A 21,502-nucleotide genomic window follows, 5' to 3' on the forward strand; every position below is an offset into this window, starting at 1 on the left:
ATCAGCCCTGGTTGACGGTGTCCGACGCCCAGGTCATCTCGTCGGTCTCGTGCACCTCGAAGGACTCGAAGCGGTCGTCGGACAGGATCGTGTCGATCAGCTCGCGGGTGCCGCCGACGAGGGTCCAGCTGAAGTCGATCTCGGTCGCGACCACCCACGACAGGTCGGCGGGCCAGATCATGTTCGGCCCGGGTCCGCGGCGCGTCCCCGGACTCCAGAGGCCGGCCACGTAGCCGAAGTCCGGATCGGCCAGCTCGGTCAGCGCCGCGTCGAACAGGATCATGTCGCGTGCGGGCCACGCGAAATGCGGGCCGCGACGGGCCGCGCGCCCGATCGCGGGATCGATGTCCCGGTGGAAGGCCGACTCGGTCGGGCGTGCCGAAAGGTCCACGTTCCCGTCGACGTGGAGCTCGCCCCACCCGCTCCAGATGGCGACGGTGACCTCGTCTGGGGTCGTGAACGGTCGCAGCACGCCCGTCAGGTCGGTCAGCAGTGCCGACGGCATCTCGCCCTCGTAGTCGACGTTCAGGTGCCAACCGTTCGGCAGGTCGACGGTGTAGGTGTCGCCGTGACCGTCGTCGAGTCGACGTCCGAGCACCGCCCACCACTGGACTTGCGGGTGCATGGTGGCGCCGGTGACCGCCGCGACCTGCGCCCAACGGACCTCGTCGAGCCGCCCGTCGTGCCGGCGGCTCACCGGGTGCAGGATGCGGGCGTAGGCCTCGAACCCGGTGCCGGTGATGCCGCCGACCGTCGCGAAGTCGCCGGCCCGGCTCAGCAGGGCCGCTCCGCGGTGATCGATCTCACGTCGGTCGGTGATGAGGTGCACTCAGCGATCGTAGGGCCCGCATCCCCCGGTCCGCGATTGAGTATTTCCCCCGACGCCCCGCCGCCTCCGCGCGACAATCATCGGTGGACATGACCACCACTGTGACAACCCCGCGCGGCCTCGATGCCGCCGAACTGGACCGTCTGACCGGGGACACCCGGGACCGGGCGGTCGACGTCCTGCGTCTGGCGAGTCTGCTGGTCGTCGTCGCCGGACACTCGATCATGCTGACCGTCGCGCCACCTGCCCCCGGGGGCGATCGGCTCGTGCTGGGCAACCTGCTCGGCGACCATCCGCTGCTCCAGGTCGCGACCTGGCTGTTGCAGGTGCTGCCGCTGTTCTTCTTCGCGGGTGCGGCCGCAGCGGTCTACGGCTGGCGCCCCGACACCGCACCCGGCCACTGGCTGTTCCGGCGCTCGCAGCGCCTGTTGCGCCCGGTGTTCTGGTACCTGCTCGCCGTGGGTGCCGCGCTGGGCGTGGCGGAATGGGCGGGCAGCGCGGCCGCGGTCGACGTCATCGCCCGGCTCGGCGTGCAGTTGCTGTGGTTCCTCGGCGCCTACCTGGTGATTCTCGCCGTCGTCGCCCTGCTGCAGTGGATGTCGACACCGGCGCAGATCGTGGGCGCGGTCACCGTCTGCTACGCACTCACCGGCCTGGCCGACTTCGCGCGGCTGCGCGGCGACGGCACGCCCGCCTGGACGACCATCACCTTCGCCACCGCGTGGACGATCCCGGCGATCCTCGGCATCGCCCATGCGAAGAAGCTCATCACCCCGAAGGCCGCAGCGCTCGGTGCGGCGCTGATGCTGGCCGTCGACACTGCGCTCGTCGTCTTCGGGCCCTACGACGTGTCGATGGTGACCGTCCCCGGTCAGCGCCTGTCCAACATGAGTCCGCCGAGCCTCTTGCTCGCCGGGCACGCGATCGTCCTGTGCCTGCTGGCGATCGCCGGCGCGGGTGCGCTCGGCCGGTGGGCCCGCCGTCCCCGCGTGTGGTGGTGGGTCGCCCTGGGCAACCGCAGTGCGATGACCCTGTACCTGTGGCACCTGCCGCTCCTGGGTCTGATCATCGGCGCCGGGGCGCTCCTGGGCTTCACCCGGGACCATCCCGCGTCGGGGGAGCACCTGGTTGTCGTCGCGGTGCAGACGGTCGCGCTCCTGGTGCTGCTCGTCCCCGTCGTCGCGGTGCTGTCGCCGCTGGAGAACCGGCCCCTCCCGTGGTGGGACGACCCGCGGGCCACGCGTCTGGCGCCGACCGCCGGCCACCGGCTGCGCGACGTCGTCGTCCTGCTGCTGATGGTCCTCGCCGGAGCCGCCCTGCTGATGTTCGCGCGGGATGGAATGCTGGTCGGTGCCCCGATGCTGGGGGTCGTCGCCGCCGGTGCGATCGGTGCCCGGATCATCACCGCCCCGGTCGCTCAACCCGCAGGTCAACAGCGGTAGCCGATCGACTAGTCTGGCTTCGTGGCCAAGCAGAACGACGACAACACCGGCGCCGACGCCGCCGCCCTCGACCCGGCGACCCTCGATGCCGCCGCCGACGCCGCGGTGGCCGCTTTCGAGGCTGCCGCCGACCTGGACGCGCTGGCCGCGGCGAAGACCGAACACCTCGGTGAGAAGGCCCCGGTCTCGCTGGCCCGGCGCGCCCTGGGATCACTCCCCGGCGATCAGCGGGCCGCTGCCGGCAAGGCCGTGAACGCCGTGCGCACGCGTGTCACCGACGCCCTGGCCGCGCGCACCGAGGTGCTGGAGGCCCAGCGCGACGCCGCCGTGCTGGAGTCCGAGGCCATCGACGTGACGCTCCCGAGCGGTCGTCGCCGCGTGGGGGCGCGCCACCCGATCACGGTCATCGCCGAGCAGATCGCCGACGTCTTCGTCGGCATGGGCTGGGAGATCGCCGAGGGCCCGGAGGTCGAGGCCGAGCACTACAACTTCGACGCGCTCAACTTCTTGCCCGACCACCCCGCCCGTTCGATGCAGGACACCTTCTACATCGCACCCGAGGGTTCGCGGCAGGTGCTGCGCACGCACACCTCGCCCGTGCAGGTCCGCGCCATGCTGAACCGCAACCTCCCGATCTATGTCGCCTGCCCGGGCCGCACCTTCCGCACCGACGAGCTCGACGCCACGCACACGCCGGTGTTCCACCAGATCGAGGGCCTGGCCATCGACAAGGGCCTCACGATGGCCCACCTCCGCGGCACGCTCGAGACCCTCGCCCGTGCGCTGTTCGGGCCGGACACCACCACGCGGATGCGCCCGTCGTACTTCCCGTTCACCGAGCCGTCGGCCGAGGTCGACGTGTGGTTCCCGGGCAAGAAGGGCGGCGCCGGCTGGGTGGAATGGGGCGGCTGCGGCATGGTCAACCCCAACGTCCTGCGCGCGAGCGGCATCGACCCCGACGAGTACAGCGGGTTCGCCTTCGGCATGGGCCTGGAGCGCACCCTGCAGTTCCGCAACGACATCTCCGACATGCGCGACATGGTCGAGGGCGACATCCGCTTCACCGCACCCTTCGGCCCCGCGGCCTGACCCGCCACCCCGACCACCGATACCGAAAGCAGCAGCCACGTGCGCGTCCCACAGTCCTGGTTGACCGACGTCCTCGACGTTTCCGGCCCCGAGCCGACCGCCGAGCAGATCGATGCGGCCTTCGTTCGCGTCGGCTTCGAGATCGAGGGCGAGGTCGAGCGCTTCGGCGACATCGACGGGCCGCTCGTCGTCGGCCGGGTCGAGTCCATCGAGGAGCTGACCGAGTTCAAGAAGCCGATCCGCTTCTGCCACGTCGCGGTCGGTGAGGACGCGCCCCGCGAGATCGTCTGCGGCGCGCGCAACTTCACCGAGGGCGACCTCGTCGTCGTGGCCCTGCCGGGGACGACGCTGCCCGGCGGGTTCCAGATCGCCTCGCGCAAGACCTACGGCAAGACCTCCGACGGCATGATCTGCTCGGTCACCGAGCTCGGCGTCGGTGACGACCACACCGGCATCCTCGTCCTGCCCGCGGGGGCGGCCGAACCGGGCGCCGACGCACGCGAGGTCCTGGGCCTGCCGGACACCGCCATCGAGGTCAACGTGACTCCCGACCGCGGCTATGCGTTCTCCGTCCGCGGCCTGGGCCGCGAGTTGGCCGGCAGCCTGGGCGCCGGATTCCGCGAGCCGGGCGCCGACGTCGATCCCGGAGTGGCCGGCGACGCGGGCACCCCGGTGACCATCGATCCCGACACCGGCGCCACCCGCTACACCGCGCGGGTCATCACCGGCGTCGACCCGACGGCCGCCTCGCCCTGGTGGATGCGCAAACGCCTCCTCATCGCCGGCATCCGCCCGATCTCGGCGATCGTCGACGTCACCAACTACGTGATGATCGAGCTCGGGCAGCCGCTGCACGCCTTCGACGCCGATCGGGTGCGCGGGGCGATCGCGGTGCGCAACGCGAAGCCGGGGGAGAAGCTCACCACTCTCGACGGCACCGATCGCACCCTCGACGCCGAAGACGTCGTCATCGCCGACGACTCCGGCGCGATTGCCTTGGCCGGCGTGATGGGCGGCGCGAGCACCGAGGTCGGCGACGAGACCGTCACCGTGCTGCTCGAATCGGCCACCTTCGACCCGGTCCGCGTCTTCCGCACCGGCAAGCGGCACAAACTCAGCTCGGAGGCCGCCAAGCGGTTCGAGCGCACCGTCGACCCGGAGATCACCGCGATCGCCTCGGCGCGCGCCGCGCAGCTCATCGTCGAGATCGCCGGTGGTGAGCAACAGGGCTCCTGGACCGACGTGCGGCTGCCCGTCGACCCGGCGCCGGTCATCGCCTTCGCAGCCGACGCCCCCGATCGCACGGCGGGGATCGACTACCCGGCCGGCACCTCGGCCGAGCGGCTGCGCGAGGTCGGCTGCACCGTCGAGGAGCACGACGGACTGCTGGCGGTCACGCCGCCCTCGTGGCGACCCGATCTGCGCCAGTCGGCCGACCTCGTCGAGGAGGTGCTGCGACTCGAGGGCCTGGAGGACATCCCGGCGGTCGTGCCGCGCGCCCCCGGCGGTCGTGGCCTGACACCGCAGCAGCTGCGACGCCGCAGCATCGGCCGCACGTTGGCACTCGACGGCTTCGTCGAGGTGCTGCCGTACCCGTTCATGCCGGCGGGCGTCTTCGACACCTGGGGCCTGCCGGACGACGATCCGCGGCGCACCACCGTCGATGTGCTCAACCCGCTCGAATCCGACCGCCCCCGGCTGAACACGACGTTGCTGCCGGGTCTGCTGGAGATGGTCGGGCGCAACCTCGCCCGGGGTCAACGCGATCTGGCCCTCTTCACGATCGGCCAGGTCGTGCTCGGCGGCACGGGCAGCGGGCACACCGTCGCGGCCCTCGACGTCACGCGGCGCCCTTCCGACGAGGAGTTGGGCGCGGTGAACGCGAGCCTGCCCGCCCAACCCCTGCACGTCGCGGCGGTGCTCACCGGTCTGGCCGAGCCCGCCGGACCGTGGGGTCCCGGTCGCCGGGCCGATGCCACGGACGCGCTGGAGGCGGCCCGTTCCATCGCCCGCGCGGCCGGCGTCGAGGTCGACCTCGTCGCCGACGACCACCTGCCGTGGCACCCGGGCCGCTGCGCGAAGGTCGTCGCGGCCGGTGACGACGGCAAGCCGGTCACCATCGGGTGGGCCGGCGAGCTGCACCCGGCCGTCTGCGACCGCGCCAACCTGCCCAAGCGGACCTGTGCGGTGGAGCTGTCCATCGACGCCCTGCCGACGGGCGGCGCGCTACCGGCGCCGAGCCTCTCGGTCTTTCCCGCGGTGCTCCAGGACGTGGCGGTCGTCGTCGACGAGTCGGTGTCGGCGGCCGATGTCGCCGCCGCCCTGCGCTCGGGGGCCGGGGAACTCCTCGAGTCGCTCGAACTCTTCGACATCTTCACCGGCGAACAGGTCGGCGAGGGCAAGAAGTCGCTCGCCTTCGCGCTGCGCTTCCGGGCACCGAACCGCACGCTGACCGAGGACGAGGCCAGTGCGGCCAAGATGGCAGCCGTCGACCACGCCGGCGCCACCGTCGGCGCTCGACTCCGCTGAGCGGTCGATGGTCGTCGCCCTCGCCCTCGTCGTCGGCATCGCCGTCGTGGCGCTGTCGGCCTATTGGCTGCACCGTCGCCTGGTGGTCGCCACCGGGCTGAGCGGGCGCTGGGCACGGGCCGCCGACGCCGTGCTGGTCGTCGGCTCGCTGCTCGGCGTGGCCGCACTGCTGGTGGGCCGGACCCTGGACCCGGCGTGGGCGCGTCCGATCGGCTTCGCCGGCTTCACCTGGTGGGCCTTCGTCTACTACGTGTCGCTCGGCGCCGCCGTGATCGGACTCGCCGCCCTGGTCGTGCGCCTGGCGCGGGGCAAGGCCGACGGGCCGCGGCGGTGGGTGGCCGTGACGACCGGGCTCATGGTCGTCGCGGCGGCGGTCACCGTGGGCCACGGACTCGGAGAGGCCGCGCGCCCGGCGGTCACCGAGGACACCGCCGTCGTCGATCGGCTGCCCGCCGGATTCGACGGCCTGCGCGTCGCCTTCGTCACCGACCTGCACGTCGGTCCGACGCGCGGCGCCGACTTCACGCGGCGGGTCGTGGCCCAGGTCAACGCCGCCAAGCCCGACCTCGTCGTCCTGGGCGGCGACCTGGCCGACGGCACGGTGGCGAAGGTGGGCACGGACCTCGAACCGCTGCGCGACCTGCGCGCCCCGCTCGGCGTCGTCGGTGTCAGCGGCAACCACGAGTACTACTCGGACGACGGCGGCGCGTGGCTCAACTTCTGGCAGACGCTGGGCATCCGCCCGCTGCGCAACGAGCGGGTCGAACTGCGTCGCGGTGGTGCGGTGATGGATCTGGCCGGCGTCTACGACCGCACCGCGCCGGAGCCGTATCGCCCGGACTACGGCACGGCGCTGAACGGCCGCGACCCGAGTCGGGCACTGCTGTTCCTCGCGCACGAACCGAAGCAGGCCGACGACGTGCAGGGCCGCGGCGTGGGCCTGCAGCTGTCGGGCCACACCCACGGTGGTCAGATCTGGCCCTTCGGCTACGCGGTGCGGCTGCAACAGCCGGTCGTGAGCGGTTTCGGCCGGGTGGGTGACGTGCCGGTCTTCACCTCGCGCGGCACGGGTGCCTGGGGCCCGCCGGTGCGCGTCGGCGCGCCTCCCCAGGTCGCGATCATCACGCTCACCCGCTGACCGGAGGGTCCGGATCCGGCCCGGTTATGAATATACTTGCATCGATGTGCATAATGATTCCATGACGATTTCCGTAGCGGTCGCCGGTGCGTCCGGGTACGCCGGCGGCGAGATCCTGCGCCTGCTGTTGGGGCACCCGCGCGTCCAGTCGGGCGAGGTGACCATCGGCGCGCTCACCGCGGGCGGCAATGCCGGCTCGCCGCTGGGCGAACACCACGCGAACCTGCTCCCGCTGGCCGACCGGGTCCTGCAGGAGACGACGCCCGAGGTCCTCGCCGGACACGACGTCGTCTTCCTCGGCCTGCCGCACGGCACGTCGGCGACGATCGCCGACGCGTTGCCGCCGGCCACCCTGATCATCGACTGCGGCGCCGACTTCCGGCTCACCGACTCCCACGACTGGGAGACCTACTACGGCGGCGAGCACGCCGGCACGTGGCCGTACGGTCTGCCCGAGCTGCCCGGCAACCGGGCCGTGCTCGAATCCGCCACGCGCATCGCGGTACCGGGCTGCTACCCGACGGTCTCGATCCTGTCGTTGCTGCCCGCGCTGGCCGCAGGCCTGGTCGAGCCGCACGTCACCGTCGTCGCGGTCAGCGGCACCTCGGGGGCCGGCCGGTCGCTCAAGGTCGACCTGCTCGCGTCGGAGGTGATCGGCTCGGCCCGCGCCTACGGCGTCGGCGGCGCACACCGGCACACCCCGGAGATCTCGCAGGCACTCTCGGAGGCCGCGCAATCGCCGGTGGCGGTGTCGTTCACCCCGGTACTCGCGCCGATGTCGCGCGGGATCCTCGCCACCTGCACCGCGCGGACCACCGCCGACGAGTCGCAGGTCCGGGCCGCTTACGAGAAGGCCTACGGCGATGAGCCGTTCGTGCACCTCCTGCCGGAGGGGCGGCTGCCGGCGACCTCGTCGGTGATCGGCTCCAACGCCGTGCAGATCGCCGTCTCGGTCGACGAGCGCGCCGGCACGCTCGTCGCAGTCGGTGCGGTCGACAACCTGACCAAGGGCACCGGCGGTGCCGCCGTCCAGTCCATGAACCTCGCGCTCGGTTTCGCCGAGACCGAGGGCCTGACCACCGTGGGAGTAGCGCCATGACGCCCAAACACGAGGCTGCCCACCGGCTCTGGCGGACCCAGGGTGTCACCGCGCCGCTGGGGTTCCGGGCCGCCGGGATGCCCGCCGGAATCAAGGCCAACGGCAACTTCGATCTCGCGCTCGTCTTCAACGAGGGCCCCGAATACGCCGCGGCCGGGGTGTTCACCTCCAACAAGGTGAAGGCCGCACCGGTGTTGTGGAGCCAGAAGGTGCTCGAGTCCAAGCGGCTGCGGGCGGTGATCCTCAACTCCGGCGGCGCCAACGCGTGCACCGGACCGGAGGGGTTCGCCGATACCCACAAGACGGCCGAGGCGGTGGCCGAGGCGCTGTCGAACTGGGGGACCGAGACGGGGGCGATCGAGGTCGCCGTCTGCTCGACCGGGCTCATCGGCGACCGGCTGCCGATGGACAAGGTGCTGCCCGGCGTCACCGAGATCGTCCACGAGATGGCCGGCGGACTGTCCGGCGGGACCGATGCGGCCTACGCGATCATGACCACCGACACCGTGCCGAAGCAGGCCGCCGTGCACCATCGTGACGGTTGGAACGTCGGCGGCATGGCGAAGGGGGCGGGCATGCTCGCGCCGTCGCTGGCCACGATGCTGGTGGTGCTGACCACCGATGCGCTCGTTGATGCCGACCAGCTCGACCTCGCCCTGCGGCGGGCCACCGCGCGGACCTTCGACCGGCTCGACGTCGACGGCTCGTGCTCGACCAACGACACCGTGCTGCTGCTCTCCTCGGGCGCCAGCCAGATCGCCGTGGCGCAGGAGGATCTCGATGCCGCGGTCTTCGCCGCCTGCGACGACCTGGCCGCACAGCTGATGGCCGACGCGGAGGGCGTCACCAAGCGGGTCGTCGTCGAGGTCGTCGGCGCCACCGACGAGACGCAGGCGCTCGCCGCCGCGCGGACCGTCGCACGGGACTCCCTGGTGAAGACGGCGCTGTTCGGCTCCGACCCCAACTGGGGTCGGATCATGGCCGCCGTCGGGATGGCACCCATCGACCTCGACCCCGACAAGATCGCCGTCTCCTTCAACGGCGCCGAGGTGTGTCGCAAGGGTGTCGGCGTCCCCGGAGCGCGCGAGGTGGACCTGTCCGGCGAGGACATCCACCTGCTCGTGGACCTCGGCATCGGATCGGGGTTCGCCTTGATCCGGACCACCGATCTGTCGCACGCGTATGTCGAAGAGAATTCGGCGTATTCGTCATGAGCCGCGCATTCGAGCGGGCCGAGCTGCTCGCCCAGTCCCTTCCGGCGCTGCAGGAGCTGCACGGCGCCGTCGTCGTCGTGAAATACGGCGGCAACGCCATGGTCGACGACCGGCTGAAGGCGGCCTTCGCCGACGACATGGTGCTGTTGCGCGCGTGCGGGATCCACCCGGTCGTCGTGCACGGCGGCGGCCCGCAGATCTCGGCCATGCTCGACCGGCTCGGCCTGCAGGGCGAGTTCCGCGGCGGGTTCCGGGTCACCACCCCCGAGGTCATGGACGTCGTGCGGATGGTCCTGTTCGGCCAGGTCGGGCGCGAACTCGTCGGCCTCATCAACGCCCGCGGACCCTACGCTGTCGGCATCACCGGTGAGGACGCCCACCTGTTCACCGCGACCCGGCGGACGGTCGTCGTCGACGGCGAGGACACCGACATCGGACTGGTCGGCGACATCACGTCGGTCAACACCTCGGCGGTCGACGACCTCATCGCCGCCGGGCGGATCCCGGTCGTGTCCACGATCGCCCCGGATCGGGACGGCGTCGCCCACAACATCAACGCCGACACCGCCGCCGGCGCGCTCGCCGAGGCGCTCGGTGCGGCGCGGCTGGTCATGCTGACCGACGTCCCCGGCCTGTACACGAACTGGCCGGACACCTCCTCGCTCACCGCCCACATCGACGCCGACGACCTCGAGCAGCTCCTCCCGGCGTTGGACTCGGGGATGATCCCGAAGATGGAGGCCTGCCTACGGGCGGTGCGGGGCGGGGTCGCCGCGGCCCATGTGATCGACGGTCGGGAACCGCACGCCGTGCTCGCCCGGCTGCTCGCCGCCGACGGCGAGAGCCTCGGCACCACCGTCGACGAGAAGGGGAAGGGCTGATGAGCGGCACCACCGCCGACTGGCAGAGCCGCTGGTCGGCCTCGATGATGAACAACTACGGCACCCCGACGGTCGCGCTGACCCGCGGATCGGGGGCCCTCGTGACCGATGCCGACGGCAACGAATACCTCGACCTGCTCGGCGGTATCGCCGTCAACGCCCTGGGCCACGCCCACCCGGCGATCGCCGCGGCGGTCGCCGAGCAGATGGCCACGCTGGGCCATGTGTCCAACCTCTACATCGCGCCGCCGGTCGTCGAGTTGGCCGAGAAGCTGCTCGACAAGTTCGGCGTCGAGGGGGCCCGGGCGTTCTTCTGCAACTCGGGCACCGAGGCCAACGAGGCGGCGTTCAAGCTGGCCCGGCTCACCGGTCGACCGGAGATCGTGGCGGCCGAAAAGGCCTTTCACGGCCGCACGATGGGCGCCTTGGCGATGACCGGGCAACCGGCCAAGCGGGCCCCCTTCGAGCCGATGCCGCCCGGGGTGCGCTTCGTGCCCTACGGCGACGCGGACGCACTCGACGCGGCCGTCACCGAGAACACCGCCGCGGTGATTCTCGAACCGATCATGGGGGAGAGCGGCGTCGTCGTGCCCCCGGCCGACTATCTGGCGCGGGCGCGGCAGATCACCGCCGACCGGGGCGCGCTGCTGATCTTCGACGAGGTGCAGACCGGCATCGCGCGGACCGGGGCGTTCTTCGCCCACCAGGCCGCCGGTGTCGTGCCCGACGTGATGACGTTGGCCAAGGGGCTGGGCGGCGGCTTCCCGATCGGCGCCGTGCTCGCCGGGCCGCGGGCCGCCGAGCTGTTCACGCCCGGCTCCCACGGCACGACCTTCGGCGGCAACCCGATGAGCGCCGCCGCCGCCCTGGCCGTGCTCGACACCATCGAGCGCGACGGCCTGGTCGAACACGTGGCCGTCGTCGGCAAGTCGATCGCCGCCGGCATCGAGGACCTCGGGCACCCGCTGGTGGACCACGTGCGCGGCTCCGGGCTGCTGCTCGGCGTCGTGCTGACCGCCGACGTCGCGAAGCAGGCCGAAGCGGCCGCCCGGGCCGCCGGCTTCCTCGTCAACGCCCCCGACACCAACGTGCTGCGGCTCGCGCCGCCGCTGATCATCACCGAGGAGCAGGCCCGCGGCTTCGTCGACGCGCTGCCCGCGATCCTCGACAGTGCGCTGCCCCAAGGAGGATCCGCATGACCCGCCACTTCCTGCGCGACGACGACCTGACGCCCGACGAGCAGGCCCAGGTGCTGGCCCTGGCCGCCGAGCTGAAGGCGAACCCGTTCGCCCACCAGCCGCTGGCCGGTCCGCGGGGCGTCGCCGTGCTGTTCGACAAGAACTCCACGCGCACCCGCTTCTCCTTCGACGTGGGCATCGCCCAGCTGGGCGGCCACGCCGTCGTCGTCGACACGGGCTCGACACAGATGGGGCGCGACGAAACCCTCGCCGACACCGGTCGGGTGCTGTCGCGGTTCGTCGACGCGATCGTGTGGCGGACCTTCGGCCAGGAACGGCTCGACGAGTTGGCGGAGTATTCGTCGGTGCCCGTCGTGAACGCGCTGTCCGACAGCTTCCACCCGTGCCAGGTGCTCGCCGACCTGCAGACGATCATCGAGCACAAGGGCACCGCCGCGGGCCTGACGATGACCTATCTCGGCGACGGCGCCAACAACATGGCCCATTCACTGATGCTGGGCGGTGTCACCGCGGGTATGCACGTGCGCGTGAGCGGCCCGGAGGGCTTCGGACCGGACACGGCGGTGCTGGCGGCCAGCGCCGAGCGGGCCAAGCTCACCGGTGGATCGGTCGAGGTGGTGGGCGACCCGGCGGCGGCGGCGCGCGGCGCGGACGTCCTGGTCACCGACACCTGGGTCTCGATGGGCCAGGAGGACGACGGGCTGGACCGCGCCGCACCGTTCCGGCCCTACCAGATCAACGCCGAACTGCTGGGCCACGCCGCCGACGGCGCCATCGTGCTGCACTGCCTGCCCGCCCACCGCGGCGACGAGATCACTGACGAGGTGATGGACGGCCCGGCCAGCGTCGTCTTCGACGAGGCCGAGAATCGCCTGCATGCGCAGAAGGCGCTGCTGGTGTGGCTGTTGGCCAACCAACCGGGGCAGTCGTGAGCACCGCCGAGCGGCACGCGCAGGCCCGGGCGACGACGCGGGCCGGCCGACACGCGCGCATCGTCGACATCCTCTCGAGCCGGTCGGTGGGGTCGCAGACCGAATTGGCGGCGATCCTCGCCGACGAGGGCGTCGAGGTCACACAGGCGACGCTGTCGCGCGACCTCGAGGAGTTGGGCGCGGTGAAGCTGCGCGGCGCCGACGGAGGCCCCTGGTCCTACGTCGTGCCCGAGGACGGGTCGCCGGTGCGCGGCGTCGTCGGCGGCACCGACCGGTTGGCGCGGCTGCTCGGCGAGATGCTCGTGGGGACGGACGCCTCGGGCCAGTTGGCCGTGTTGCGCACGCCGCCGGGCGCCGCCGGATACCTCGCCAGCGTCCTGGACCGGGCCAGCCTGCCCGAGGTTGTCGGCACCATTGCCGGCGACGACACGATCTTCGTCGCGGCCCGCGAGCCGATGACCGGTGCTGACCTGGTGCAACACCTGGAGAAGCTGGTCTGACGACCCGGCGTGCCGAGCCGCTCGGCGAGCCAGCACAATAGAAGCAACCACCCGTAAGAGCGAGGAGCACACAACCCATGGCCGAACGCGTCATCCTGGCATATTCCGGAGGCCTGGACACCTCCGTCGCGATCAGCTGGATCGGCAAGGAGACGGGCAAGGAAGTCGTCGCCGTCGCCATCGATCTGGGGCAGGGCGGCGAGGACATGGAGGTCGTGCGCCAGCGCGCCATCGACTGCGGTGCCGTCGAGGCGGTCGTCGTCGACGCGCGCGACGAGTTCGCCGACGAGTACTGCCTGCCGACGATCACGGCCAACGCGCTCTACATGGACCGGTACCCGCTGGTGTCGGCGATCAGCCGCCCGCTCATCGTCAAGCACCTCGTCCAGGCGGCTCGCGACCACGGCGGCACCGTCGTCGCCCACGGTTGCACCGGCAAGGGCAACGACCAGGTGCGCTTCGAGGTCGGCTTCAACACCCTCGCGCCCGAGCTCGAGGTCCTCGCGCCGGTTCGCGACTACGCGTGGACCCGGGAGAAGGCGATCGCCTTCGCCGAGGAGAACGCCATCCCGATCAACGTCACCAAGCGCTCGCCGTTCTCCATCGACCAGAACGTGTGGGGCCGTGCCGTCGAGACCGGCTTCCTCGAGGACCTGTGGAACGCGCCGACCAAGGACGTCTACGACTACACCGAGGACCCCACGGTCAACTTCAACGCCCCCGATGAGCTGATCGTCTCCTTCGACAAGGGTCGGCCGGTCGCCATCGACGGCAAGCCGGTGTCGGTGCTCCAGGCGATCGAGCAGCTCAACAAGCGCGCCGGTGCCCAGGGCGTCGGCCGCCTCGACGTCGTCGAGGACCGTCTCGTCGGCATCAAGAGTCGCGAGATCTACGAGGCGCCCGGCGCGATGGTGCTGATCACCGCGCACGAGGAGCTCGAGCACGTCACCCTCGAGCGCGAACTGGGCCGGTACAAGCGGCACGTCGACCAGAAGTGGGCCGAGTTGGTCTACGACGGCCTCTGGTACTCGCCGCTGAAGGGCGCCCTCGACACGTTCGTCGACCACACCCAGGAGCACGTCTCCGGCGACATCCGGCTCGTGCTGCACGCCGGGTCGATCATCGTCAACGGCCGGCGGTCGAGCGAGTCGCTGTACGACTTCAACCTGGCCACCTACGACGAGGGCGACACCTTCGACCAGTCGAACGCCAAGGGCTTCGTCCAGCTGCACGGCCTCTCGTCGAAGATCTCGGCGAAGCGTGATCTGGGGCTATGAGTAAGAAGAAGCCGACGACGAACGAGGGCTCGCTCTGGGGCGGGCGGTTCGCCGACGGTCCGGCCGCCGCGATGGCGGCGTTGAGCAAGTCGACCCAGTTCGACTGGGTGCTCGCGCCCTTCGACATCGAGGCGTCCAAGGCGCACGCCCGCGTGCTGAACAAGGCGGGCCTGCTCACCGACGACGACCTGACCGCCATGCTGTCCGGCCTGGACCGGCTCGCCGCCGACGTCGCCGACGGCAGCTTCGGGCCGGCCGAGTCCGACGAGGATGTGCACGGCGCCCTCGAGCGGGGCCTCATCGAGCGGGTCGGCCCCGAGCTGGGCGGGCGACTGCGCGCCGGGCGGTCGCGCAACGACCAGGTCGCCACGCTGTTCCGCATGTGGCTGCGGCAGGCCTTCGTCCGGGTGGCCACCGGCGTCGTGGACGTGGCGCAGGCCCTCGTCGACCAGGCCGCGGCCCACCCCGACGCCGTCATGCCGGGCAAGACGCACCTGCAGGCCGCGCAGCCGGTGCTGCTGAGCCACCAGCTGCTGGCGCACGTCCACCCGCTGCTGCGCGATCTGCAGCGGATCGCCGACGCCGATCGGCGCACCGCCGTGTCGCCGTACGGTTCGGGTGCGCTGGCGGGCTCGTCGCTGGGTCTGGATCCGGCGGCCATCGCCGCCGACCTGGGCTTCGACGGGCCGATGGCCAACTCGATCGACGCGACCGCCTCGCGCGACTTCGCCGCCGAGGCGGCCTGGGTGTTCGCCATGATCGCCGTCGACCTGTCCCGGCTGGCCGAAGAGGTCATCGCCTGGAGCACCCCGGAGTTCGGATACGTGACGCTCGCGGATGCGTGGTCGACGGGGAGCTCGATCATGCCGCAGAAGAAGAACCCCGACGTCGCCGAACTGACCCGCGGCAAGAGCGGGCGACTCATCGGCAACGTGACCGGGCTGCTCGCGACGCTCAAGGCGCAGCCGTTGGCCTACAACCGCGACCTGCAGGAGGACAAGGAGCCGGTCTTCGACTCCGTGGCCCAACTGGAGATGCTGTTGCCGGCGATCGCGGGAATGGTCGGGACGCTGACCTTCCACGCCGATCGGATGGCCGAGCTGGCGCCCGCCGGGTTCACCCTGGCCACCGACATCGCCGAGTGGCTGGTGCGCCGCGGGGTGCCCTTCCGGGAGGCCCACGAGGCTGCCGGCGCCTGTGTGCGGGCGGCCGAGGAGGCCGGCACGGATCTGGCCGGACTCGACGATGCGACCTTCGCGGCGATCAACCCGCACCTGACCGGCGAGGTCCGCGAGGTCCTGACGGTGCGCGGCTCCATCGAGTCGCGCAACGCCCACGGCGGCACCGCCCCGTCGGCGGTCGCCGCTCAGCTCGACGGGGTTCGCGAGGCGCTGGCGGCACACCGGCAACGCTGGTCGCAGTAGCCGCCGACCGCGTCTGTAGAGTGACCTGGGTCACTGCGGTGGCGGTGTCTCGGACGACGGCACGACAGGAGAAGTGATGGTGGAAATGCCCAAGCGGATCGGCGGGGCCGTCAACCGCGTCCTGGCCACCGCGCAGAACGGCCTGGAGGTCATCCGCTTCGGCGGGCTGGAGACCGGCACCCAGCCGGCGCCGTTCCAGGTCGTCGAGACCGAGAAGATGTTCCGGTTGCGCCGCTATTTCCCCGACGACCCGGGCACCGGGCCGCACGTCATCCTCGTCCACCCGATGATGGTGTCGGCGAACGTCTACGACGTCACCGAGGAGAAGGGCGCGGTCTCGGTGCTGCACCGCCACGGCATCACGCCGTGGGTCGTGGACTTCGGCTCGCCGGACCGCGAAGAGGGCGGGATGGAGCGGACCCTCGCCGACCACATCGTCGCTCTCTCTCGCATCGTCGACATCGTCCACGAGGCCACCGGGCGCGACGTCCACCTCGCCGGCTACTCCCAGGGCGGCATGTTCGTCTACCAGTGCGCCGCCTTCCGGCGGTCCAAGGGCATCGCCAGCGTGATCACCTTCGGCTCACCGGTCGACGTCCTGGCGGCGTTGCCGTTGGGCCTGCCTGCCGGCATCGTCGCCCCCGGCGCCGAGCTCCTGGCCGACAAGGTGTTCCCGCACATCTCCATCCCCGGCTGGCTGGCCCGCACCGGCTTCCAGATGCTCGACCCGGTCAAGACGGCGCGCAGCCGCCTGGACTTCCTGCGCCAGCTGCACGACCGCGACGCCCTGCTGCCCCGGGAGGACCAGCGCCGCTTCCTTGAGGCCGAGGGGTGGGTCGCCTGGTCGGGTCCGGCCGTCGCCGAGCTGCTGCGGCAGTTCGTCTCGCACAACCGCATGATGTCGGGCGGCTTCGTCATCGACGGCGAACTGGTCACCCTCGCCGAGATCACCTGCCCGGTGCTCGCCTTCGTGGGCGACGCCGATGACATCGGCCAACCGGCCGCGGTGCGAGGCATCAAGCGCGCCGCCCCCAAGTCGGAGGTCTACGAGTCGCGGCTGCCGGTGGGCCACTTCGGACTCGTCGTCGGGTCGGTCGCCGGGTCGCAGACCTGGCCGACGACGGCGGAGTGGATCCGATGGCAGGACGGGTCGGGGGAGAAGCCGGCCGACGTCGAGCCGATGGACGAGAACGCCACCGGCCCGGGCTCCGGCGTCACCCTCTCCTCACGCCTCACGCACGGCCTGGGCGCGGTCGCCGACGCCGGTGCCGCCGTCGGTCGGGAAGTCATCGACTCGGCGACCTCGGTGCAGCGCACGACGCGCGCGATCGCCGCCGAGTCCGTGCGCACCGTGCCCCGGTTGTTCCGCCTGGGACAGATCGGGCCGAACACACGGATCTCGCTGGGCAAGCTGATGTCGGAGAACAATCGGCGGGCCCGCGACAAGGAGCTGTTCCTCTTCGAGAACCGGGTGCTCACCCACGAGCAGGTCAACACGCGCATCGACAACGTCGTCGCCGGATTGATCGCCTGCGGCATCCGCCCCGGACAACGCGTCGGCGTGCTCATGGACACCCGCCCCAGCGCGCTGGTCGTCGTCGCCGCACTGTCGCGACTCGGCGCGGTCGGCGTGCTCCTGACCACCGACCTGGGCGTGGCCGAGGCGATCAAGATGACCGAGACGAGGGTCGTGATCGCCGACCCGAGCCATCTCGAGGTGGCCCGCGAGCACTGCGGCAAGGTCCTGGTGCTCGGCGGCGGCAGCGGTGACGCCCGCGTGATCGAGGCGGCCGACGGCGAGACCGTCGTCGACATGGAGCAGATCGACCCGGACGCGGTCGAGATCCCGTCGTGGTACCGGGCCGACCCGGGGCTGGCCGGCGACCTCGCCTTCATCCTCTTCACCCGTGGTGCGATGTTCGACCTGACGCCCTGGCCGGTCACCAACCACCGATTCGCCATCTCGGCCTTCGGCGCGGCGTCGGCCGCCGGTTTGACCAGCAACGACACCGTGTACTGCCTGCCGCCGCTGAGCCATCCCTCGGGTCTGCTGACGACGCTCGGCGCGACGCTGGTGGGCCGATCGCGGATCGCCCTGTCCAACGGCGTCGACGCCGAGACGTTCAGCACCGAGGTGCTGCGCTACGGCATCACCGTCGTCTCCTACACCTGGACGATGATGCGCAACGTCGTGCGCGACCCCGCCTTCGAGATCAACGAGCACAACCCGATCCGGCTGTTCATGGGATCGGGCATGCCTGCGGGGCTGTGGGCCGAGGTCCTCGACTCCTTCCCGAATGCCCACGTCCTGGAGTTCTTCGCCACCGCCGACGGGTCGGCGATCCTGTCCAACGTGACCGGCGAGAAGCTCGGCGCGATGGGACGGCCGCTGCCGGAGACCTCCGACGTCCGCATCGCCGCGGTCGACCCGGAGAGCGAGACGTTGCGCGTCGGTGCCGATGGCTACATCGAGCAGACCGGGGTCAACGAGGTCGGCGTCCTGCTGTCGGGCGCCCGGCACCGCTTCGGGGCCAACGGTCCGGTCTTGCTCGACGTGTTCACCGCCCATGACCGGTGGGAGGTGTCCAACCACCTGTTCCGCACGGATTCCGACGGCGACCTCTGGTACATGGGTGCGATCCCGTCGGTCATCACCTCGACGGGGGGAGCGGTGTACCGGCCGCCGGTCGAGCAGGCACTGTCCCTGATGAAGGGGGTGGACCTGGCCGCGGTCTACCGCGTCCAGGTCGGCGGCGGGGTCGAGGCCGGTGGCGACGACCTGGCCGTCGCGGCGATCGCGGCCCGCGCCGGACAGGAGGCCACCATCACCGTCTCGGCGCTGCGCACGGCGCTGGGCGGGTTGCCCGCGGAGGAACGGCCGCACCTGATCCGACTCGTCGACGAGATCGCGGTCAGCGAGTCGTACCGGCCGTTGACGGGGGCGCTCGCCGCCGAGGGCGTGCCCAAGCCGGGCACCCGCGTCTGGTATCGGGACGAGGACGGCCGCTACCGACGGTTCACCAAGGCGGTCGCCGCCGAGCGCGGCTGGCGGTAGCGGGCCGCTAGAGTGGGCCTGTCCTCGTCGCGCTCCCCGAAAGGCCGTCATGTCCCGCGCTGCTGAAATCGATCCGGTCGTCCGCGAGCGGCTCGTCTGCCCGACCGATCACGGGCCGCTGCTCGACGCCGGGGACGACCTCTACAACCCGCGGCTGCGCGTCGCCTACCGCATCGACGAGGACGGCATCCCGGTGATGCTCGCCTCCGAGGCGCGACCGGTCGACGAGGACGAGCACACCGCGATCACCGGCGGTCCGGCGAAGTGAGCACCACCGACATCGTCGACGAGTTGGCGTGGCGCGACCTGATCGCCGCGTCGACCGACCTGGACGCGTTGCGCGAGCACCTGGACTCCGGGATGGCGACGCTGTACGCCGGGTTCGACCCGACGGCCGCGAGCCTGCACGCCGGGCACCTCGTCCCGCTCCTGACGCTGCGGCGGTTCCAGGAGGCCGGACACCGGCCGGTGGTCCTCGCCGGCGGCGCCACCGGGCTGATCGGTGATCCGCGGGAGGTCGGCGAGCGGGCGATGAACACCACCGACACCGTGGCGCAGTGGGCGCAGCGGATCGGCGACCAGCTGCGACGGTTCGTCCGCCTGGACGGCGGTGACAATGCGGCCCTCGTCGTCAACAACATGGAGTGGACCGGCGAGCTGAGCGCGCTGGAGTTCCTGCGCGACATCGGCAAGCACTTCTCGGTCAACGTGATGCTGGCCCGCGAGACGGTGAAGCGACGACTCGAGACCGATGGCATCAGCTACACCGAGTTCAGCTACCTGCTCCTCCAGTCCAACGACTTCGTCGAACTCAACCGCCGCTACGGCTGCACCTTGCAGATCGGCGGATCGGATCAGTGGGGCAACATCATCGGCGGCGTCGACCTGGCCCGCCGACTCGACGGGACGTCGCTGCACGCACTGACCGTCCCGTTGGTGACGTCGTCGGACGGCAAGAAGTTCGGCAAGTCCACCGGCGGGGGGAGCCTGTGGCTCGACCCGGAGCTGACCCCGCCGTACACCTGGTACCAGTACTTCGTGAACACGGCCGACGCCGACGTGATCCGGTATCTCAAGTGGTTCACCTTCCTCACCCGCGAGGAGATCGACGAACTGGCCGCCGTGACCGCCGAGAAGCCGCACCTGCGCCTCGCGCAGAAGCGACTGGCCGCCGAGATGACCACGATGATCCACGGACAGGCGCAGACAGAGGCCGTGGAGCAGGCCAGCGCGGCACTCTTCGGGCGGGGGGAGTTGGACGGGCTCGACGAGCCGACGGTCGCCTCCGCACTCGGGGAGACCACCGTCGCGCAATACCCGAGCGGGGCACGGCCGACGATCGTCGAACTGCTCGTCGACAGCGGTCTGGTGGAGTCCAACAAGGCCGCGCGCCGGGCGATCGGCGAGGGTGGCGCCTACGTCAACAACGGCAAGATCACCGATGAGGAATGGGTGCCCGGCGCCGGGGACCTCATCCACGGTCGGTGGTTGGTCCTACGACGGGGGAAGAAGACCTTCGCCGGCGCGCGGATCGGCGACTGAGTCACGTCGCTGACCAGGCGATTTGACCGGCTGGGAAGTGGCTGTGTAACTTACAGGAGCACCGCAGCGAGCAGCGCAATCCGACCGCGACAGCGATTTGGAGACCGCCACCGCGCCTGCTAACATTGGGAGTCCAGTCGCTGAGACCGGAACCGGTTACGGGAAACGGATCAAGCGGCGCAAACCCCGAGAACGAGGTCGTGGTCGTTGACTGCGCCCTGGGGCAGCTTCGTGAAACGGGCCGAGAGGTCACGCCGCGGGGTGTGTGTTCTTTGAGAACTCGATAGTGTGTGACATTTTTGTTTGTTTGATGCCAATTTTTTTTGGTGTCTTGTTTTTTGATGCCAGTTTGTTTTTTTGGATTGTTTTTGCTGGGGTTTTTGCCTCTGTGAGGATTGTTCTGAGGATGCCGGCTTTTTTGGTTGGTGTTTTCTTTGTTTTTTCATGGAGAGTTTGATCCTGGCTCAGGACGAACGCTGGCGGCGTGCTTAACACATGCAAGTCGAACGGAAAGGCCCAGCTTGCTGGGTACTCGAGTGGCGAACGGGTGAGTAACACGTGGGTGATCTGCCCCAAACTTTGGGATAAGCCTGGGAAACTGGGTCTAATACCGGATATGACCACTGATCGCATGGTTGGTGGTGGAAAGCTTTTGCGGTTTGGGATGGGCCCGCGGCCTATCAGCTTGTTGGTGGGGTAATGGCCTACCAAGGCGACGACGGGTAGCCGACCTGAGAGGGTGATCGGCCACACTGGGACTGAGACACGGCCCAGACTCCTACGGGAGGCAGCAGTGGGGAATATTGCACAATGGGCGCAAGCCTGATGCAGCGACGCCGCGTGAGGGATGACGGCCTTCGGGTTGTAAACCTCTTTCGGCAGGGACGAAGCGCAAGTGACGGTACCTGCAGAAGAAGCACCGGCCAACTACGTGCCAGCAGCCGCGGTAATACGTAGGGTGCGAGCGTTGTCCGGAATTACTGGGCGTAAAGAGCTCGTAGGCGGTTTGTCACGTCGTCTGTGAAATTCTGCAGCTTAACTGTAGGCGTGCAGGCGATACGGGCAGACTTGAGTACTACAGGGGAGACTGGAATTCCTGGTGTAGCGGTGAAATGCGCAGATATCAGGAGGAACACCGGTGGCGAAGGCGGGTCTCTGGGTAGTGACTGACGCTGAGGAGCGAAAGCGTGGGTAGCGAACAGGATTAGATACCCTGGTAGTCCACGCCGTAAACGGTGGGTACTAGGTGTGGGTTCCTTTTCACGGGTTCCGTGCCGTAGATAACGCATTAAGTACCCCGCCTGGGGAGTACGGCCGCAAGGCTAAATCTCAAAGGAATTGACGGGGGCCCG

General features: G+C 70.4%; 16 protein-coding genes and 1 rRNA gene. 16 read left to right on the plus strand and 1 reads right to left on the minus strand.

What is annotated here, in order from left to right; genetic code table 11:
• Nucleotide 1 precedes the first annotated feature (1 nt).
• Complete coding sequence (locus tag QM634_RS05480) at nucleotides 2-829, minus strand: hypothetical protein (RefSeq protein WP_415041757.1); 828 nt, start codon at nucleotides 827-829, stop codon at nucleotides 2-4.
• An 89-nt stretch (nucleotides 830-918) separates the two neighbouring features.
• On the opposite strand from QM634_RS05480, the gene QM634_RS05485 reads away from it, so the two are divergent.
• The 16 genes from QM634_RS05485 to QM634_RS05560 form a co-directional block, all read left to right on the plus strand.
• Complete coding sequence (locus QM634_RS05485; protein WP_415041758.1) at nucleotides 919-2,271, plus strand: acyltransferase family protein; 1,353 nt, start codon at nucleotides 919-921, stop codon at nucleotides 2,269-2,271.
• Between the two features lie 21 nt (nucleotides 2,272-2,292).
• Entirely contained in the window at nucleotides 2,293-3,360 is a 1,068-nt protein-coding gene (gene pheS, locus QM634_RS05490; RefSeq protein WP_415041759.1) for a phenylalanine--tRNA ligase subunit alpha, read from the plus strand.
• A 39-nt stretch (nucleotides 3,361-3,399) separates the two neighbouring features.
• A complete protein-coding gene (gene pheT, locus QM634_RS05495) occupies nucleotides 3,400-5,889 on the plus strand; it encodes a phenylalanine--tRNA ligase subunit beta (RefSeq protein WP_415041760.1) in 2,490 nt (829 codons plus the stop codon).
• A 7-nt stretch (nucleotides 5,890-5,896) separates the two neighbouring features.
• Nucleotides 5,897-7,027: a metallophosphoesterase gene (locus QM634_RS05500; RefSeq protein WP_415041776.1), complete on the plus strand. Its 1,131-nt coding sequence runs from the start codon at nucleotides 5,897-5,899 to the stop codon at nucleotides 7,025-7,027.
• Between the two features lie 61 nt (nucleotides 7,028-7,088).
• Entirely contained in the window at nucleotides 7,089-8,126 is a 1,038-nt protein-coding gene (gene argC / locus QM634_RS05505) for an N-acetyl-gamma-glutamyl-phosphate reductase (RefSeq protein WP_415041761.1), read from the plus strand.
• A complete protein-coding gene (gene argJ, locus QM634_RS05510) occupies nucleotides 8,123-9,340 on the plus strand; it encodes a bifunctional glutamate N-acetyltransferase/amino-acid acetyltransferase ArgJ (RefSeq protein ID WP_415041762.1) in 1,218 nt (405 codons plus the stop codon). Before argC ends, argJ begins: the two co-directional genes overlap by 4 nt.
• Nucleotides 9,337-10,221 (plus strand): acetylglutamate kinase, encoded by an 885-nt coding sequence (gene argB, locus QM634_RS05515; protein ID WP_415041763.1) that lies wholly within the window; start codon nucleotides 9,337-9,339, stop codon nucleotides 10,219-10,221. Before argJ ends, argB begins: the two co-directional genes overlap by 4 nt.
• Nucleotides 10,221-11,420: an acetylornithine transaminase gene (locus QM634_RS05520; protein WP_415041764.1), complete on the plus strand. Its 1,200-nt coding sequence runs from the start codon at nucleotides 10,221-10,223 to the stop codon at nucleotides 11,418-11,420. Before argB ends, QM634_RS05520 begins: the two co-directional genes overlap by 1 nt.
• The gene (gene argF / locus QM634_RS05525) at nucleotides 11,417-12,352 is read left to right on the plus strand and encodes an ornithine carbamoyltransferase (RefSeq protein WP_415041765.1); all 936 of its coding nucleotides are present in this window, start codon (nucleotides 11,417-11,419) and stop codon (nucleotides 12,350-12,352) included. The genes QM634_RS05520 and argF overlap by 4 nt, the downstream gene beginning before the upstream one ends.
• Nucleotides 12,349-12,852, plus strand: a complete 504-nt coding sequence (locus QM634_RS05530) for an arginine repressor (protein WP_415041766.1) — start codon at nucleotides 12,349-12,351, stop codon at nucleotides 12,850-12,852. Before argF ends, QM634_RS05530 begins: the two co-directional genes overlap by 4 nt.
• Nucleotides 12,853-12,929: 77 nt before the next feature.
• The gene (locus tag QM634_RS05535) at nucleotides 12,930-14,129 is read left to right on the plus strand and encodes an argininosuccinate synthase (RefSeq protein WP_415041767.1); all 1,200 of its coding nucleotides are present in this window, start codon (nucleotides 12,930-12,932) and stop codon (nucleotides 14,127-14,129) included.
• Nucleotides 14,126-15,553 carry an argininosuccinate lyase gene (argH, locus tag QM634_RS05540; protein ID WP_415041768.1) on the plus strand — a complete coding sequence of 476 codons (1,428 nt, stop codon included), beginning with the start codon at nucleotides 14,126-14,128 and terminating at the stop codon, nucleotides 15,551-15,553. Before QM634_RS05535 ends, argH begins: the two co-directional genes overlap by 4 nt.
• Before the next feature lie 85 nt (nucleotides 15,554-15,638).
• On the plus strand, nucleotides 15,639-18,608 hold the full coding sequence (locus QM634_RS05545) for an AMP-binding protein (RefSeq protein WP_415041769.1): 2,970 nt from the start codon (nucleotides 15,639-15,641) through the stop codon (nucleotides 18,606-18,608).
• 49 nt (nucleotides 18,609-18,657) lie between these two features.
• The gene (locus QM634_RS05550) at nucleotides 18,658-18,876 is read left to right on the plus strand and encodes a Trm112 family protein (RefSeq protein ID WP_415041770.1); all 219 of its coding nucleotides are present in this window, start codon (nucleotides 18,658-18,660) and stop codon (nucleotides 18,874-18,876) included.
• On the plus strand, nucleotides 18,873-20,150 hold the full coding sequence (tyrS, locus tag QM634_RS05555) for a tyrosine--tRNA ligase (RefSeq protein WP_415041771.1): 1,278 nt from the start codon (nucleotides 18,873-18,875) through the stop codon (nucleotides 20,148-20,150). Before QM634_RS05550 ends, tyrS begins: the two co-directional genes overlap by 4 nt.
• 441 nt (nucleotides 20,151-20,591) lie before the next feature.
• Nucleotides 20,592-21,502, plus strand: a 16S ribosomal RNA gene (locus QM634_RS05560); the annotation flags it as partial.

Source organism: Gordonia sp. (in: high G+C Gram-positive bacteria), from assembly GCF_047606305.1.
GTDB lineage: Bacteria > Actinomycetota > Actinomycetes > Mycobacteriales > Mycobacteriaceae > Gordonia.

Coding starts and splice junctions, on each gene's coding strand:
- argJ (WP_415041762.1), top strand. CDS start 8,123: ATGACGCCCAAACACGAGGCTGCCCACCGGCTCTGGCGGACCCAGGGT.
- QM634_RS05550 (WP_415041770.1), top strand. CDS start 18,658: ATGTCCCGCGCTGCTGAAATCGATCCGGTCGTCCGCGAGCGGCTCGTC.
- argF (WP_415041765.1), top strand. CDS start 11,417: ATGACCCGCCACTTCCTGCGCGACGACGACCTGACGCCCGACGAGCAG.
- QM634_RS05500 (WP_415041776.1), top strand. CDS start 5,897: ATGGTCGTCGCCCTCGCCCTCGTCGTCGGCATCGCCGTCGTGGCGCTG.
- argC (WP_415041761.1), top strand. CDS start 7,089: ATGACGATTTCCGTAGCGGTCGCCGGTGCGTCCGGGTACGCCGGCGGC.
- QM634_RS05520 (WP_415041764.1), top strand. CDS start 10,221: ATGAGCGGCACCACCGCCGACTGGCAGAGCCGCTGGTCGGCCTCGATG.
- argH (WP_415041768.1), top strand. CDS start 14,126: ATGAGTAAGAAGAAGCCGACGACGAACGAGGGCTCGCTCTGGGGCGGG.
- QM634_RS05485 (WP_415041758.1), top strand. CDS start 919: ATGACCACCACTGTGACAACCCCGCGCGGCCTCGATGCCGCCGAACTG.
- argB (WP_415041763.1), top strand. CDS start 9,337: ATGAGCCGCGCATTCGAGCGGGCCGAGCTGCTCGCCCAGTCCCTTCCG.
- QM634_RS05535 (WP_415041767.1), top strand. CDS start 12,930: ATGGCCGAACGCGTCATCCTGGCATATTCCGGAGGCCTGGACACCTCC.
- QM634_RS05545 (WP_415041769.1), top strand. CDS start 15,639: ATGCCCAAGCGGATCGGCGGGGCCGTCAACCGCGTCCTGGCCACCGCG.